Origin of the sequence: Nocardia speluncae NBRC 108251 (genome assembly GCF_001613245.1) — a bacterium.
Classification (GTDB): Bacteria; Actinomycetota; Actinomycetes; order Mycobacteriales; family Mycobacteriaceae; genus Nocardia; species Nocardia speluncae.
This window is the reverse complement of sequence record NZ_BDBZ01000002.1, coordinates 12,679-28,734: the sequence shown is the minus strand read 5'-3', so window position 1 is coordinate 28,734 and position 16,056 is coordinate 12,679. Positions and strand designations below refer to the sequence as shown.

The following is a 16,056-nucleotide window of genomic DNA, read 5'->3' as shown; positions in this document are numbered from 1 at the left end:
AGAATGTACCAGGGCGGTACATATATGGAACACCGGGAGTATCGTGCTGACTCAGCCGTTCGCGGACGCGATCGCCGCCGCCGAGGAAATCATCAAGGACGCCCCCCATATCCGCACCGAACAGGATCTGGCCGAGGGCTACGACTACCTGGCCGCCAGTATCCGGGCCGCCATCCAGATGTCGTGGGCCTTCGAGAAGGACTTCCCGTTCTTCGTGACCTCCACCGGGCCCTATACGAAGATGGGTCTGGACAACCCGGACACCCTCTACTGGCACGCCAATCTGCGCCCCGACGCGGAATATGTGGTCGCCGGGACCCGCGGCACCACCCGCGACCTGAGCTTCCAGGTACTCAACGGGAACTACTCGCCGACCGAGGTGCCCGGCGGGGAAACCGCCTTCGACGACCGCTCCATCGATATCGCGGCCGACGGCACCTATGAACTGACGCTGGGCCCCGGAACCGGCGACCGCAACCATATCCAGCTCGCCGACGATTCGACCATGCTCGCCGTGCGCGAGGTCTTCGGCGACTGGGCGAACGAGAAGGCCGGTACGGTCCGGATCCGCCGGGTCGACACCGCCGGCACGGCCCCACCTGCGGTCACCACCGATCTGATGGCCAAACGGTACGAAGTCGCCGGCAAGATGCTGGTCTCCCGGCTGAAAACCTTCCTGGCTTTCCCCGAGTGGTTCTACCTGAACTTGCCGGTCAACACCATGACCGAACCGCGGCGCACCCCCGGCGGGCTGTCCACGCAGTTCTCGTCGGTCGGTCACTACGAACTCACCGACGACCAGGTCATGGTCCTGACCGTGCCGAAATCCGACGCGCCCTACCAGGGGTTCCAGCTCGGCAGCATGTGGTACCTGTCGCTGGATTACATCAATCATCAGACCAGCCTCAACGCCGACCAAGCGAAAGCAGACCCGGACGGCATGATCCGGCTGGTGATCAGCGAACGCGACCCCGGCCTGGCCAACTGGATCGAACGCACCGGCCACGACCGTGCCTACCTGCAGTTCCGCTGGCAGCGCCTGTCCCGGGAACTGAAACCCGAGGACGGGCCGACAGTGGAACTGATGTCATTCGACGAACTACCCGACCGGCTTCCCTACTATCAGGAATCCCGGATAACCCCGCAGGACTGGAAGGCCCGGATCGCCGGCCGGCAAGCCGCGGTGGCGGAAAGGATGCTGGGCTGATGCTGTTGCGGGACAAAGTGGTGGTCGTTTCGGGAATCGGCCCCGGGCTCGGCCAGGCCATCGCGGTGCAGAGTGCGAAGGCCGGCGCGAAGGTCGTCCTCGCCTCGCGTACCGAGAAACGGTTACGCAAGGTCGCCGCCGTTATCGAAGAACTCGGCGGGAGCGCGCTGGTGGTGCCCACCGATATCACCGATGACGCGGCGGCACAGGAACTCGTGCGCGCCACCCAGGAGGAGTTCGGCCGGGTGGACGCACTGGTGAACAATGCCTTCGCGATGCCGCCGATGGCCGACCTCGCCGATGTCGCGATCGACGATCTGCGCGCCAGTTTCGACACCAACGTTTTCGCCGCACTACGCCTGACCCGCCTGTTTGCGCCGGCGCTCGCCGAACGCAACGGGTCGGTGGTGATGATCAACTCGGCCGTCCTGCGGCACTCCCGGCAACCCTACGGTCCGTACAAGATGGCCAAAACCACGCTGCTGGCGCTGGCGCAGAGCCTGGCCACCGAGCTCGGGCCGCGCGGCATCCGGGTGAATTCGGTGGCGCCGGGGTGGATCTGGGCCGACACCTTGAAATGGTATTTCGACTACCTGGCCACGGAACGCGGGGTCACGGCCGCGGAGGTCTACACCGAGACCGCCGCCGATATCGATCTGCGCCGGCTGCCCGAACCCGACGAAATTGCCGATGCCGTCGTCTTCTTCGCTTCCGAGATGTCCCGGGCGATCACCGGGACCTGCCTGGACGTGAACTGCGGCGAATTCCACCACTGAGGAGAAACAGACATGATCGGCAGGGAAGACGTCGGCACGATCGACGATCTGCACGCCTCCGCCACCAAGGTGATCGGCCTGGACGATTTCGGCGCCGACGACTACCGCACCGGACTGTCGGTGCTGCTCGAATCGTTCGAACGCGACGCCGAACTCACCCCGTTCGGCAACAAGGTCAACCGGGCGTTCCTGCGCGGTGCCCTCATCGCCAGGGCATTGAGCGAAGCCGGCTGGAAACAGTATCCGCACCATGGCGAGGTACCCGTCCGGCGCCCGATCTTCGTCACCGGCCTGCCGCGCTCGGGGACGACGGCCGTGCACCGCCTGCTCACCGCAGATCCCGGCCATCAGGGCCTGGAGATGTGGCTGACCGAGATGCCGCAGCCGCGCCCGCCGCGCGAGACCTGGGCACAGAACCCGGTGTTCCAGCAGCTCCAGGCAGCCTACGAGAAACATCACGTGGAGCACCCGGAGTTCATGGGCGTGCACCATATCTCGGCCGACCAGGTGGAGGAGTGCTGGCAGCTGCTGCGGCAGTCGGCGATGTCGGTCTCCTACGAATGCCTGGCCTACCTGCCGCGCTACTCCGAATGGCTACGCGACCAGGACTGGACGCCCGCCTACGAACGCCACCGGCGCAACCTGCAACTGATCGGGCTCAACGATCCGGATCGCCGGTGGGTGCTGAAGAACCCGAGCCACCTGTTCGCGCTCGACGCCCTGCTCGCCGTATACCCCGACGCGCTGGTCATCCAGATGCATCGGCAGCCACGCACCATCGTGGCCTCGGTGTGCAGCCTGAACGAGCAGGCCACGGACGGCTGGTCGGAGAAGTTCCGCGGTCCGGTGGTAGGGCAGGCGCAGCTGGAGTTGTGGTCACGCGGCGCGCGGACATTCCTCGCCGATCGCGCAAAGCATCCCGCCGCGCAGTTCTGCGATGTGTACTACGAGGATTTCGTCACCGACCCGCTCGCCACCGTCGAGCGGATCTACGACCACTTCGGGATCGGATTCACCGAGGCGGCACGGACACAGATGGCCGGCCTGCACAGCGAATCCACCTCGGGCGCCGCACGTCCCGCGCACAAGTACTCGCTGGCCGATTTCGGTCTCACGACCGACCAGGTCGACGAGGCCTTCGCCCCGTACCTCGCCGAGCACTACCCGGGCGGAAACCGCAAGTAACCGGGCGCCGGACAGTGGGGGCACCGGCACTCACTGTCCGGGCGTGCCGTTTCGGCGCCGTTCTCACCTCGAATTCGCCGCCCGCGGCTTCGCGGGTGCTTCCGGCGGCGCGTGCTGTGTTACAGGCCATTGCCCGCGGCTGCCGCTGGCCGGCACCCCGGAGCGGGGTTGCGGCAGCCGCAATCGGATCGAGTCTCAGGGCTGGCCGGGTTTCAACACGATGAACAGGCCGTGGGCTTCGGCGCAGAGCAGGTCACCGTCGTGCAGGGTGGCCTTGATCCACACCTTGCGGCCCTCCTGACGTTCGCCCCAGGCGCGCAGCTGCAGTTCTTTGTTCAGCGGTGTGATCGCCCGGTAGTCGACGGTGAGCGAGGCCGTCCGGGTGACCGACCCGGAATACAGCGAACCGGCCAGCCCCATCAGATCGTCGAAACCCAGCGAGACGTACCCGCCGTGCGCCGCGGCGTTCCCGCCCAGGTGGAAGGTGCGGTAAGTGATCCGGGCTTCCACACCGTCCGGCTTCGCGCGATCGACACGGTAGGGCGGCAGGGTCACATTGCCCCGGGACGGCAGATCGAACCGGGTCCAGCCGGGTGCGTCCCATTCCTCGTGGACGTGGGCGCCGAGCCGGTCGTTGAGCTTCTCCAGGATGCCGGCCGCTTCCTGCACCAGATCGTCGGGCGGTACCGCCAGCCGCGCCCGGTCCATGAGTGTGCGGACCTGTTCGACGAAATCGCCGTAGTGGGGTCCGCCGCGGCTGGTGTCCACCGACCGGATCTGATTCATCAGCTCCGACATCGGCCGGAATCCGCCTTCGTGATGCTCCGCGCTGGGGAGTGCGTTTCCGGCCTCGTCTTCGCTCATGAGAACACGTTATCGCTCGGGTCCGGGGTCCTGGCCGGCCGGGGCACTCGCCCGCGCTCGCACACCGGCCGCCCCCGCGCTGCTCGGGACGCGTAGGCTGCCCGGCGGCGGCTGCCCGCAGTACCTTTTCGCCGGGCAGCCGGTGCCCGTTCGTGCGAGGATTTCCGGACGGGGTGATATGCACGCGGGGCGGTCGGCTCGGGCCGCCGGGAGGACGACAGATGCCGACGACGCCACTGACCCAGCAGAACTTTCGGACGGTCGTGGCCACCAACCACATTGTGCTGGTGGATTTCTGGGCGACCTGGTGTGGTTGGTGCACCCGGTTCGCGCCGGTCTACGAGGCATCCTCGCAAACGCATCGCGATATCGTGTACGCCACGGTCGAAGCCGAGGCCGAACCCGCGCTGGCAGCGGCCGGGCAGGTGGACCGTTACCCGTGGATCATGGCGTTCCGCGAGGGCATGCTGGTCTATACGCAGGCCGGCTTCCTACCCGCCGATCAGCTCGAGGAACTGGTCCAGCAGATCCGCTGGATGGATATGGAGACCTTCCGGCGCGAACACGGACAGTCGTCCCCCGAGGCGACAGCGCCCACGGAACCCCCGGCCGGCCGGGCCGGGCCCGCCCCCGGCCCGCAGTCCTACGGCTGGCCCGGTCTGCGGCCCGCGTGAACGGCGCACTCGAACCCGGCGCGGTATTCGCCGGCTACCGCATCGAACGGCTGCTCGGAACGGGCGGCATGGGCCAGGTCTATCTCGCCCGCGACCGTGACCTACCGCGTCCGGTCGCCCTGAAACTGCTGAACCCGATGGCCGGGGACGAGCGGGAGGTTCGGGCCCGCTTCCTGCGCGAGGCCGATATGGTGGCGCGGCTCGCCCACCCGAATATCGTCGCCGTGTACGCCCGCGGAGAGGAACAGAACCGCCTCTGGATGGCGATGCAATATATCGAGGGCACCGATGTCGCGGCGGTCCTGTGCGACGGGCCCGTCCGGCCCGACCACGCGGTCAGGATCACCGAGGAAACGGCGCGTGCCCTCGACCATGCGCATACCGCCGGGATCCTGCACCGCGATGTGAAACCCGCGAACATCCTGCTGGCCTGGGGTGAGCACCAGCGGGTGTACCTCTCCGATTTCGGGATCGCCAAGGCGCTCGACCGCTCCGACGGGCTCACCCGCACCGGCGAGCTGTACGCGAGTTTCCACTACGCCGCGCCCGAATACTTCGGGATGCGGTCCGATATCGACCGCCGCGCCGATGTGTACTCACTGGGCTGCACACTGCACTACCTGCTGACCGGCCGGTTGCCGTACCCGGCAACCACCACCGGCGCGCTGATCAACGCCCATCTCAATGCCCCGGTGCCGCAGCCGTCCGAGGCCGATCCGCGAGTGCCCCGCAGTTTCGACGTGGTGATCGCGAAAGCCATGGCGAAGAACCCGTACGACCGTTTCACGAGCTGCGGTGAACTGGCGCTGGCCGCCCGCCGGGCGCTCACCCGACCCACGGTCACCATGCCGGCGACCCTGCCTGTGCCGCCGGTCACGCAGACCGCGGCGGCTTCGCCGGTCCGAGGGCCGCGCGGCCGCCGCGGGCGGGTGCTGACAGCGCTCGCCGCCGCGGTCGCTCTGGCGATATTCGGTACGGCCGCCTGGCTCACCGGGATATCGCGCACCGGCACCACCGGCTCCGATGGTCCACCGGCACCGCCCGCGAATACGAAAGCCGCCGCCGAACAAGCCGCCTGCGCGTACTCGGCACTGGTAGGCACCTACGACTATGCGGATCCGGCGGGCTGGGAACAGCAGGTGCAGGCCGGCGCCACGGGGCAGTGGAAGGGGCAGGCAGAGACCGTCCTGCCGATGGCTCGAGTCCTCATCTCCTCCGACCCCGAGCGGTCCAAGGTCGAGGAGGCCACCTGCACGGCGACGATGAGCGCGAACGATACCCGCGCCGAGGTCCAGGTACAGCTCACCACCCTCAACGCCGAACCCGGCGCCACCGAGACACCACGGGAACTCTCGGTGTCCACCGTGATGGAACTCGTCGAGGGCCGGTGGCTGTGCAGTGTGTTCAATGCGCCCTTCATGCCGGGATGATCTGCTGTGAGGGTTTGCACACCGCCGGAACGGGGCATCGTCGATAGCGTCCGGTTCGCTACGCATAAGCTGGCCGGGCTGCACGATGGAGGTAAGTCTTGACGGTCGAGGTACTGGCCGACCCGGAACCGGGCGGGCCGTGGCAGGGCGGGCAACAGCCGGCTCGGCCGGCTCCACCGGTATCGATGATCGAGCGGATGACATTGATCCTGGACGCGTTCGCGCCCGCCACACCGGTGCTCACGCTGCAAGACCTGGTGGAGCGCACCGGCCTGCCCCGGTCCACGGTGCACCGGATCCTGGACCAGATGATCCGGTTGCGCTGGCTCGCGCATTCACCCGGCGGCTACCGTCTCGGTCTGCGGACCCTGGAACTGGGCGGACTGGCCGCGGGGCACAACGAACTGCGCGCGGTGATCGGCCCGCTCCTACACGAACTGTGCCAGCGGACCGCCTCGGTGGGACATCTCGGTGTCCTGGACGGCCGCGATGTGGTGTACCTGGACAAAACCGGTGGCCGTAACAGCGCCAGGGTCCCCACCCGGGTCGGTGGCCGGCTGCCCGCGCACAGCACCGCCCTGGGGAAAGCGCTGCTGGCGGGCCTGGATCCCGGCGTCGTGGAAACATCGCTGCGTGAACAGCTTCCCCGGCTCACCGCACGCACGATCGGTGACCGGCTGGAACTGCACCGGGAACTGGCTCGGATCCGTAGCCGCCAGGGGGTCGCGGTGGACAACGAGGAAGCGGTCACCGGAATCGGCTGCGTAGCGGTACCGGTGCGACGCCGCGGAGTGGCGGTGGCCGCGCTGTCACTGGCCACCCGGATCGGTTCCGGCCGCCCCGTCGTCGACACCGGCCTTCAGGCACGTCAACTGGGTGCGCTGGCGGCCGAAGCGGGCCGGTTGCTCTCCCGCGAGTGAGGCCCGGTAACCATGCGGAACAGCCGCCGCCAGCGCGTATTCAGGGCATGTGGGCAGCAATTCCTCTGGTGGACCTACCACAATTGTCCGAGGTGAGGGCCGGGTCAGGGTTGTGTCAATGACCGCGCGAGCGCACGGCCCGCGGCGCGGCCGGAGAAGATGCAGCCGCCGAGGAACGTCCCTTCCAGCGCGTTGTAGCCGTGCACACCGCCGCCACCGAATCCGGCGACCTCGCCCGCGGCGTACAGCCCGGGGAAGGCGGTGCCGTCGGGACGCATCACCCGCGAATCCAGATCGGTTTGCAGACCGCCGAGCGTTTTCCGAGTGAGGACGTTGAGCCGGACCGCGATGAGCGGACCGGCCGCCGGATCGAGAATCCGATGCGGTTTCGCGACCCGGGCGGTCTTGTCGCCGAAGAAGGTGCGCGCGTTGTGGATCGCGGTCACCTGGGCGTCCTTGCTGAACTTGTTGGTGATCTCCCGGTCACGCGCGACGATCTGGCGTTCCATATCCGCATAGTCGAGTTGCGGGCCGCGGGTGATCGCGTTCATTCCGTCCACCAGTTCGCGGAGGGTATCGGCCACCACGAAATCGGCGCCGTGCTCCTTGAACGCCTCCACCGGGGCGGGCGCGCCCTTGGTGAACCTGCTGCGGACCGTGGTGAGCTTGTCTTTGCTGGTGATATCCGGGTTCTGCTCCGATCCCGAGAGGGCGAACTCCTTCTCGATGATCGCCTGGGTCAGCACGAACCAGGAATAGTCGTGACCGGTCGACAGAATGGCTTTCATCGTGGTGTTGGTGTCGAAACCGGGGAAACACGGCGCCGGCAACCGTTTACCGTTCGCGTCGAACCAGAGCGACGACGGGCCGGGGATGATGCGGATCGCATGGTCGGGCCAGATCGGGTCCCAGTTGTTGATGCCTTCGGTGTAGTGCCACATGCGGTCTCGGTTCACCAGGGCGGCGCCGGCGGATTCGGTGATACCGAGCATCCGGCCGTCCACATGCGCGGGAACCCCGGAGATCATGGTGCGCGGAGCGGGGCCCAGCCGGTCGACAGGCCAGTTCCGGCGGATGAGGTCGTGGTTGTGGCCGATCCCGCCGGAGGTGACCAGGACAGCGCCGGCCCGGAATTCGAAATCGTCCACCACGGTGCGCGAGGTGGCGACCCCGCGGGGAAGCTCCGTGGGCTCCAGCACGCTGCCGCGGACCCCGGTGACCACGCCGTCGTCGACGAGTAGTTCGTCGACCCGATGGCGGAACGCGAACCGCACCAGGCCGTTGCGTTCTGCTTCCAGGACCGGGTTGAGGAAGACCTCGAGCACGCCGGGGCCGGTGCCCCAGGAGATGTGGAATCGCGGGACCGAATTGCCGTGCCCGTCGGCGAGGGCTCCACCGCGTTCGGCCCAGCCGACCAGCGGTGTGACCCGCAGCCCCAGATCGTAGAGGTAGTCGCGTTTCTCGCCGGCTGCGAAGCGCACATAGGCCTGCGCCCACTGCCGGGCCCAGTGGTCCTCTTCGTCCCGGTCGAATCCGGCCGAACCCAGCCAGTCCTGCAGCGCGAGTTCGTACGAGTCGTGGATGCCGAGCCGCCGCTGTTCCGGGCTGTCGACCAAGAACAGTCCGCCGAGCGACCAGAAGGCCTGCCCGCCCAGATTGTTGCGATTCTCCTGGTCGACGACGAGAACGCGGTGTCCGGCCCTGGTCAGTTCGTAGGTGGCGACGAGACCGGCCAATCCGGCGCCGACGACGATCGCGGGATATTCGTCGGGTACCCGGTCACCGGGAGAGGTTTCGGACACGGTTCACCCTTCGCTCACGGTAGTTACCGGCGGGAAACTTATCAGACCCGCGGGCCGACCGGCCGGTGTTCAGCCGGGTCGCCTGGCCGCGAACTCGCCGGCCAGTTCGGTGAACACCGCGCGATTCAGTACGAACGCCCGTTTACCCTCGTCCAGAATGCGGCGCTGTTCGAGTTCGTCGGCGCCGATACGGTCGAGCAGGGCGCGGTATTCCCGTTTGAACGCCGCCGGATTACCGATGCCGTCGAAAACGTAGAACCGAACGCCATCCCCGCGATGCGGCAGATCCCAGAGCTTTTCGGCATGCCCGCGGATCACCTGCCCGCCGGACAGATCGCCCAGATAGCGCGTGTAGTGATGCGCGATATAGCCGCCCGGCCAGGTGCGGGCGCATTCCTCGATCCGCGCGGCGTAGGCGGTGGTGGCGGGTAGCGGGTCCAGCTGTTCGCGCCAGCCGGGCCCGGCCAGATGCGCCAGATCGCGTTCCAGCTCCGCTGTACGCGCGAGTTCCGGTGTGATGAACGGGCCCGCCACCGGGTCGTCGGCGAGGCCGGCGCTGTGCTCCTCCAGCGCCCGGTAGATGAACCAGAGTTGCGCGGTGTAGCGCCGGTAGGAATCGATGCCGAGGACGCCGGCGAGCATATCGGTGATGAAAGTGGAATTCTCCGCTTCCTCGTGTTCGCGCGCGGTGGCCTCCCGGATCCGGGTGGAGAAGGGGGCGGCCGGTTCGGCGGTCTCGGTGGTCTCCGGCATACAACAAACCCTTCCTGCGAAGACGGCGGCCATTCGCCGCACCAACACGCGGCCGGCGCCGGCGTGGTATTTCACCACGCCGGCGCCGACAGCCGGCAACCCGACGATACCGGGCGGACACCACCTGTGCGGGTCCGTCAGCCGGCGTCGGAACGCCGGGACGCCGGTAGCGGCACTGTCCGCGCCAGGACGGATTCGCCTGCACTCACCGGCTCGGCCGGGGAGCCGACGCCGACCGGCTCCGGCGGCGCGAACGGTATCGCCGCGGTGGGCAGCATGTCCTCGGCGATGCCCAGTGCGGCGGTGGGCAGGGCCAGCAGGTCTGCGGGCAGCACCGGCATCTCGCGCGTCTCCGGCGACGCTGCCGAGGTGCCGGCCAGGTCCACCTGCTGTGCCGATACGACCGAACTCAACGGTGCCGGATCCAGGTCGTGGGTCCAGACGCTGTAATCCACACCGGAAACCGTGGCTCGCCCGCGGGCGGACGGTACCGGCAGCTGTGGGGCGGTGGGCCGTGGGGCGTGTGGCGTCGCGGGCCGCGGGGCCTGCGGTGCCACCGGGATGGGTGCCTGTGGTAGTTGTCCGGCGATCGGAAACCCCAGCGGCATATCCGGTGACGCCATCACCGCGGCGGGCGCGGCGCCCAGCACCGGGCTGTGCGTGCGGCCCAGCGCCGCGGCCCGCCGCTTGCCCAGGTTCACCGAGTACAGGCGTTTGGCCAGGTTCACCGACGGCAGCCGCTTGCGCGTGACCACCGGGCGGCGCAGGGCGCCGAACTTGCGCAGGATCGGCGGGCGGCGCACGGTCCGGTCGAACCATTCACCCAGGGTCACCCCGCCGGCCAGTGCGCAGCCGATGCCGAACGCGGCCAGCAGCTGGTCCGCGCCGCGGGTGATCTCGTCGTTGAGCATGCCGTACAGGCCGCGGTAGATGCTGAGGCCGGGCAGCAGTGGGGTGATACCGGCGAGCGCTACGACCAGCGGCGGCGTCAGTGCCCGCCGGGCGAGCAGACCACCGGCCATGCCGATCACTACGGCCGCGGCACCGGCGGCCAGCACCGGCCCGAATCCGGCCGCCATCACCAGCAGGTAGCAGATGGTGCCCATGGCGCCGCCCCCGGCGGCCGCGGCGAGTGCCCTTTTCTCCGCGTAGCAGGCGAGGCAGAACGCCAGTGCCGCGGTGGCTCCCGCCAAGACCTGGACAGGCAGGTTCGTCAGCCCGTGGCCGGCGCCGAGTTCCAGGGGAACCGTCGCGTCGAACATCTCGCCCACCCGGAGGGTGAGCGCGATACCGGCGATGATGCCGCCCGTCATCATGAGCAGTTCGAGCATCCGCGCGCCCGCGGTGATCGGTGCTCCGGTGATCGCGTCCTGTACCGAGCCCACCAGGCTCAGCCCACTGAGCAGTACCGTGATCCCGGCTGCGATGATCAGCGTCGGGTTCACCGAGATACCCAGCGGTTCGGCGACGGCGGCCAGTACCACCGCCGGTGTGGCGGCGATGGCGCCGCCCACCAGATGCTGGAAGAAGAACGGCAGCCCGTACCGGTTGAGTGCCCGATTGGTCCGGTCGATCAAGGCGGTGGTGATGAAGCTCAGCAGGACGACGAGGATTCCGCCGCCGAGCAGCAGGGAGATCGCCGCGGCCATCAGCGACCAGCCGAACGTGGCGGTCCACCGTTTGTAGGGGTGCGGCGCCGAGGTGATGGCGTCCAGGGCGGCGCGTGCCTCGTGCGGCGGCACGATCTCGCGACGGATCCGGCGGGTGAGCCGGTCCACCGCGGCCAGCCGGGTGAAGTCCAGGGAGCGGTACTGCACCACCCGCATGGAACTGACCGGGGGCAGCCGCCGGCCGCGATGCACCGAGATGCGGATGGCGTTGTAGGTGACCTCGACATCGCACTCCGACAGACCGTAGGTGGCGACGATGAAGCGCACCGTGGTCTCGGTGTCGGTGACGGCGGAGCCCGAAGCCAGCACCACTTCGCCCATCCGGATCGCCAGATCCATCACCTCCGCCACGGTGGCGTCGTCGGTGAGATCGATCGGTTGCAGCGGAGCGGGTGCGGAGACGATCGTATCGGCGGTGGCGGGGCGGTCGGCGACCAGTTTCTTGATGGCACCGGTGATCACAGGCAAACGCAGGGGTGTACGCCGATGTTCGGCATAACCCGACGGGTCCGGAGAGATCTGTGGTGTGGAGGTCGCTCCTTCCGAGATTCCTTGCGCAGCCATAGCCGCGAAGGTACTGGCCGAAGGGGGCTCTTATCCACCGGAAAATAGGTCGGATGAATGTGATCTTCGTTACGTACCGGTTTATTTCAGGTTTGGAATGGAAAAAGAGACGCGTTTGCCCAGTTGGGCGAGGTCTCACGTGTGCGTCGGCCGCCGCCGCGCCCGCGTTACGCACTCCGCGCCGAGACGTCCGGCGGAGGGCTTCGGCCGCGGTGCGGACTGCCGCCGGCCTCACCCTGTGCATCGGGCGTACCCACTCACACCGCGACCATGTACGCCGGGCGACACCGCGATCGTGTGCGGTTTGTCGCCGGGCTTCGCCCCGCCGCGGCCACTAGGGTCGAGGGCATGAGCACCGGCAGCACTGCGACAGCACACCAGTTACGGCAGGCACTGGACGGGCCGTGGAGCGAAGTTCGGGAAGAGGCCCGCACCCAGCTCGCGGACGGGCGTTTCGCCGGTGATCCCGACCTGGATCTCTCCGCCGCCCGCGCCCGGGTACTGGACCAGATGCGCGAGATCGCGAAACTCGGTCTCGCCGATCGCGGGTTCCGGCGCGAGCACGGGGGCACCGGTGAGCCCGGCGCCGCCGTAGTCGGATTGGAGATGCTCGCCTATGCCGACCTCTCGCTCTGGGTGAAGTCCGGTGTGCAGTGGGGCCTGTTCGGCGGCGCCGTCGAGAACCTGGGCACCGAACGGCATACCGAATACATCCGGCGGCTGATCACGCTGGACCTGCTCGGCTGTTTCGCGATGACCGAATCCGGGCACGGCAGCGATGTCGCGAATCTGGAGACCACCGCCACCTACGATCCGGACACCGAAGAGTTCGTGATCCATACCCCCACGCCTTCGGCGCGTAAGGACTATATCGGCGGCGCCGCCGAGCACGCCCGGATGGCAGCGGTGTTCGCGCAGTTGCGGACACCGGCGGGCGAACACGGAGTGCACTGCCTGCTGGTCCCGATCCGGGACGAGGAGGGCAATGATCTGCCCGGCGTCACCACCTCCGACTGCGGCCGCAAAGGTGGCCTCGCGGGCGTGGACAACGGACGGATCGTTTTCGACCAGGTGCGGGTGCCGCGGGAAAATCTGCTCAACCGCTACGGCGACGTCGCCCCCGATGGCACCTACAGCTCGGATATCGACAACCCGAGCCGGCGTTTCTTCACCACCCTCGGCACCCTGGTGCGTGGGCGGGTGAGTGTCGGCGGCGCCGCGGCCGCCGGGGCCCGGGTGGCCTTGAGTATCGCGCTGCGCTACGCATTGAAGCGTCGCCAGTTCGGCAACCCCGACGACGGCGGGGAAACCCTGCTGCTGGACTATCGGATGCATCAGCGCAGGCTGCTACCGCTGCTGGCCCGCTCCTACGCGCTGGCCTTCGCGCAGAACGACCTGGTCCGCCGGATGCATCTGGTGCAGACCGGCCAGGATCTCGACCCGCATTCGCAGCGCGCGCTCGAGAAACGCGCGGCGGGCCTGAAGGTGGCGCAGACCCGGCATGCGACCCGTGCCATCCAGGAATGCCGGGAAGCGTGCGGCGGTGCCGGTTATCTCACCGAGAACCGCCTGGTCACATTGAAGGCCGATACCGATGTGTTCACCACGTTCGAGGGTGACAATGTGGTGCTCACCCAGCTGGTCGCCAAGGAGATCCTCACCGCTTACGCCGATGAGGTGCGCGACCTGGACGCCCTCGGCTGGGTCCGCTTCGCGGCGACCATGGCCGGTGATGTGGTGCGCAAACGCTCCGGCGTGCGCCAGCTGATCCAGACCCTGCGCGACCGCAGCGGCGAAACCGTCGACGAGGGCGATCTCGGCAAACGCGCCACCCAGCTGCAGCTGTTCGCCGACCGCGAGGACTACCTCACCCGCACCGCCGCCCACCGGCTGCGCGCCCGTGCCGAGGAGACCGGGCCCTTCGAGGCGTTCAACAATGCGCAGGACCATATCCTGTCCGCCGGATCCGCCCATATAGATCGGCTGGTACTCGAGGCGTTCATCGAGGGAATCGCCGATATCGAGGACGATACGGCTCGGGCGCTCGCCGAAACCATGTGCGATCTGTACGTGTACTCCGTGCTGGAGGAGAACTCGGCCTGGTTCATCATCCACCGATTCATCTCGGTGGAACGGGCGAAGGCCGTCCGGCGCGGGGTGAACGAGCTGGTCGACCGCCTCCGTCCGGATGCCCTCACTCTTGTGGAGGCGCTCGGTGTGCCGGAATCGATGCTGGACGCCGCCATGCTGGACGACGCCAGCGTCTACGAACGAAAGTAGCGGGCCGCCGCACGGGCACCCCGGGACTCGGTCTGTACCGCGTCCCGGACCCGTTGGCGCAGCCGGTGAGGAGTGGTGTGGCCGTGTCGCGGGTGAGCCGAGCGCGACATTTGCCCCGGCCACTGATGTCAGCGCGGCCGCGGCCCGAAAGTCCGGCGGATCCAGACCGATACCCAATAGAGGGCGATGGTCAGCGAGATCCCCGCAGCGGCCCCGCCGACGATATCGGTGGCGTGGTGGTAATCGAGCGCGATCATGCCTGCCGCGCCCGCACACCAGCCGGCCGTGGCTAGCGCGACGATCACCGCCCGTGCCCGCGTCGAGCGCAGCAGCAGGACCAATGCCGTGATCACCGATACGAGATGCACGGTATGCCCGCTCGGATACGCGAGATAGTCGTGCAACGGCCGCCCCCACCAGGGTTTCAACGCCCAGGTGTTGACAGCCACCGCCAGCTCCGGCGCCAGGACGACGGTTGCCGTCTCCCACCACCGGCGTTGCCAGGCAAACCACGCCGCGCTGCCGCAGAGCAAGGCGAGTACGACTCCGGTATTGGTCGCCAGGGCGAGGACCTCGGCCACCCAGGGCCGCGGATCCAGCCGTGGGTCCACGCGCGCCCCGACCGCCAGATCGAAGGTGGTGGCCCCGCCGCCGGGCGGGAACGACCACGGTAACGCCGCTGCCGCCATGCCCGCGCTCGCCGCGACCACGCCGGTGGTTGCTGCTCCGGCGGTCTGCGGGATCGAGGCGGCGACCGGAGGCGGAGCCGCCGGTCGTTTCCCCTGGACCGGGGAGAGGTGTGCCGGTGGATCCGGGCGGTCCTCGGCCCGGCAGAGATCTTCTCCGGCAGGCCGGTCCGCGGGACACGAGTTCGGCGCGCCGGGTGCGGTGCTCACGAGCCGACCCTATCCACCGCAGGCGGTGACGGGGTAATCCACTATGTGGCGGCGGCTCGGCGAAAACGATGCAGGGCAGCCCCGCCTCAGCCGGGACCGTAGGTCACGAAGGCCGTAATCACGAACCACAGGACCCAGGCGACGGCGACGAATATGCCGAGCGCATATATCGCGCGCATCAACGCCCGCCCGAAATCGATATCGCCCGCTTCGCGGGGGTACAGCTGCCACGGGCTGTACCAGGGTGTTCGGAACCGCCGCCCACCGGCCGTGCGTTCGAGCTCGGCGAGGTCCTCGGCATATTGTTCGGCTTCGGCCTGGGCGGGGCTGCCGTGCCACAGCGTGACGTCGACCGGGCCCAGAAAGCCTTCCTCGATCAATAGCTGGGGAGCCGGCAAGTACGCCAGAATGCCCAGACCGCGGAAGGCAGTGGCCACATCGTTGGCAGTCCAGCGATGCGACTCCCGTTCGGCGAGGACGCCGAAGTAGTGACGGAGTTGTTCGGCGTCGTCGGCGACGATCACATCGAAACTGGGGTCTTGCACCTTCTGATCGATCTGTAGCGGGACCCGCTGGAACGGCACGATCAGGGCGACACCGTGGACCACGCGCTGCCCCAGCCCACGCGCGGCCAGCCAGCTCTGCATCGCGAAGGTGTGCTCGCGGGAACGTTCCAGCAGCGAGCGGTCGTCGGCGGCCTCCAGTTGGGCCCGTACTCCGTCGAGCGTCGACCTACCGGTGAGCGGAACATGCAAGGTGCCACCGCGATCACTGCGCAGACCGGCCACATCGATGACAACGCAGCTCGTGGGCGTCCACACCACGGCGTCGAAATGGTAGGTGGCCCCGTCGTACAGGAGGTCGCAGTTGACCGTGGCGACTCCGTGCGGACTGTCGACCGTTCCCCAACCACTGAGCCAATCGATGAGGGACCGCTCGGCAAAGCTGTCGGTGCTGTCCTGAACCTGCACGAGCATGGTGACCGCCCTTCGCGTCCGAACCGAGACTCCTGCGGCGCCGAGCGCGGCGCACCTC

Annotated in this window: 12 protein-coding genes and 1 pseudogene; 7 read left to right on the top strand and 6 right to left on the bottom strand. The window is 68.1% G+C overall.

What is annotated here, in order from left to right; all coding sequences use genetic code 11:
• Nucleotides 1-43: 43 nt before the first annotated feature.
• The 3 genes from NS6_RS03015 to NS6_RS03005 are packed head-to-tail and all read left to right on the top strand — an operon-like array spanning nucleotide 44 to nucleotide 3,168.
• The gene (locus NS6_RS03015; protein ID WP_068036180.1) at nucleotides 44-1,207 is read left to right on the top strand and encodes a hypothetical protein; all 1,164 of its coding nucleotides are present in this window, start codon (nucleotides 44-46) and stop codon (nucleotides 1,205-1,207) included.
• On the top strand, nucleotides 1,207-1,983 hold the full coding sequence (locus tag NS6_RS03010) for an SDR family oxidoreductase (RefSeq protein ID WP_068036178.1): 777 nt from the start codon (nucleotides 1,207-1,209) through the stop codon (nucleotides 1,981-1,983). Before NS6_RS03015 ends, NS6_RS03010 begins: the two co-directional genes overlap by 1 nt.
• Nucleotides 1,984-1,995: 12 nt before the next feature.
• The gene (locus tag NS6_RS03005; protein ID WP_068036177.1) at nucleotides 1,996-3,168 is read left to right on the top strand and encodes a sulfotransferase family protein; all 1,173 of its coding nucleotides are present in this window, start codon (nucleotides 1,996-1,998) and stop codon (nucleotides 3,166-3,168) included.
• Nucleotides 3,169-3,363: 195 nt separating this feature from the next.
• Here the strand turns inward: NS6_RS03005 and NS6_RS03000 are convergent, their stop codons facing one another.
• Entirely contained in the window at nucleotides 3,364-4,032 is a 669-nt protein-coding gene (locus NS6_RS03000) for a PaaI family thioesterase (RefSeq protein ID WP_068036174.1), read from the bottom strand.
• 221 nt (nucleotides 4,033-4,253) lie between these two features.
• Here NS6_RS03000 and NS6_RS02995 point away from each other — a divergent pair, with 221 nt between their 5' ends.
• The 3 genes from NS6_RS02995 to NS6_RS02985 all read left to right on the top strand — a co-directional run bounded on the left by NS6_RS02995 (nucleotide 4,254) and on the right by NS6_RS02985 (nucleotide 7,056).
• The gene (locus NS6_RS02995) at nucleotides 4,254-4,706 is read left to right on the top strand and encodes a thioredoxin family protein (RefSeq protein ID WP_068036173.1); all 453 of its coding nucleotides are present in this window, start codon (nucleotides 4,254-4,256) and stop codon (nucleotides 4,704-4,706) included.
• Nucleotides 4,703-6,136: a serine/threonine-protein kinase gene (locus tag NS6_RS02990; protein WP_068036171.1), complete on the top strand. Its 1,434-nt coding sequence runs from the start codon at nucleotides 4,703-4,705 to the stop codon at nucleotides 6,134-6,136. Before NS6_RS02995 ends, NS6_RS02990 begins: the two co-directional genes overlap by 4 nt.
• Nucleotides 6,137-6,234: 98 nt before the next feature.
• Nucleotides 6,235-7,056, top strand: a complete 822-nt coding sequence (locus tag NS6_RS02985) for an IclR family transcriptional regulator (protein ID WP_068036169.1) — start codon at nucleotides 6,235-6,237, stop codon at nucleotides 7,054-7,056.
• Nucleotides 7,057-7,160: 104 nt separating this feature from the next.
• Here NS6_RS02985 and NS6_RS02980 read toward each other — a convergent pair whose 3' ends face one another.
• The 3 genes and pseudogenes from NS6_RS02980 to NS6_RS02970 all read right to left on the bottom strand — a co-directional run.
• Entirely contained in the window at nucleotides 7,161-8,858 is a 1,698-nt protein-coding gene (locus NS6_RS02980; RefSeq protein ID WP_068036167.1) for an FAD-binding dehydrogenase, read from the bottom strand.
• Nucleotides 8,859-8,927: 69 nt separating this feature from the next.
• Nucleotides 8,928-9,611: a biliverdin-producing heme oxygenase gene (locus NS6_RS02975; RefSeq protein WP_068036165.1), complete on the bottom strand. Its 684-nt coding sequence runs from the start codon at nucleotides 9,609-9,611 to the stop codon at nucleotides 8,928-8,930.
• Nucleotides 9,612-10,348: 737 nt separating this feature from the next.
• Nucleotides 10,349-11,749: pseudogene (locus NS6_RS02970) on the bottom strand (threonine/serine exporter family protein); the annotation flags it as partial.
• Between the two features lie 444 nt (nucleotides 11,750-12,193).
• Here NS6_RS02970 and NS6_RS02965 point away from each other — a divergent pair.
• Nucleotides 12,194-14,125, top strand: a complete 1,932-nt coding sequence (locus NS6_RS02965; protein WP_068036164.1) for an acyl-CoA dehydrogenase family protein — start codon at nucleotides 12,194-12,196, stop codon at nucleotides 14,123-14,125.
• 128 nt (nucleotides 14,126-14,253) lie between these two features.
• Here the strand turns inward: NS6_RS02965 and NS6_RS02960 are convergent, their stop codons facing one another.
• Both NS6_RS02960 and NS6_RS02955 read right to left on the bottom strand, forming a co-directional pair.
• Complete coding sequence (locus NS6_RS02960) at nucleotides 14,254-15,021, bottom strand: phosphatase PAP2 family protein (protein WP_068036162.1); 768 nt, start codon at nucleotides 15,019-15,021, stop codon at nucleotides 14,254-14,256.
• Between the two features lie 86 nt (nucleotides 15,022-15,107).
• Nucleotides 15,108-15,998 carry a hypothetical protein gene (locus tag NS6_RS02955; protein WP_068036160.1) on the bottom strand — a complete coding sequence of 297 codons (891 nt, stop codon included), beginning with the start codon at nucleotides 15,996-15,998 and terminating at the stop codon, nucleotides 15,108-15,110.
• Nucleotides 15,999-16,056: the final 58 nt, after the last annotated feature.

Coding starts and splice junctions, on each gene's coding strand:
- NS6_RS02965 (WP_068036164.1), top strand. CDS start 12,194: ATGAGCACCGGCAGCACTGCGACAGCACACCAGTTACGGCAGGCACTG.
- NS6_RS03010 (WP_068036178.1), top strand. CDS start 1,207: ATGCTGTTGCGGGACAAAGTGGTGGTCGTTTCGGGAATCGGCCCCGGG.
- NS6_RS03000 (WP_068036174.1), bottom strand. CDS start 4,032: ATGAGCGAAGACGAGGCCGGAAACGCACTCCCCAGCGCGGAGCATCAC.
- NS6_RS02975 (WP_068036165.1), bottom strand. CDS start 9,611: ATGCCGGAGACCACCGAGACCGCCGAACCGGCCGCCCCCTTCTCCACC.
- NS6_RS02995 (WP_068036173.1), top strand. CDS start 4,254: ATGCCGACGACGCCACTGACCCAGCAGAACTTTCGGACGGTCGTGGCC.
- NS6_RS03005 (WP_068036177.1), top strand. CDS start 1,996: ATGATCGGCAGGGAAGACGTCGGCACGATCGACGATCTGCACGCCTCC.
- NS6_RS02955 (WP_068036160.1), bottom strand. CDS start 15,998: ATGCTCGTGCAGGTTCAGGACAGCACCGACAGCTTTGCCGAGCGGTCC.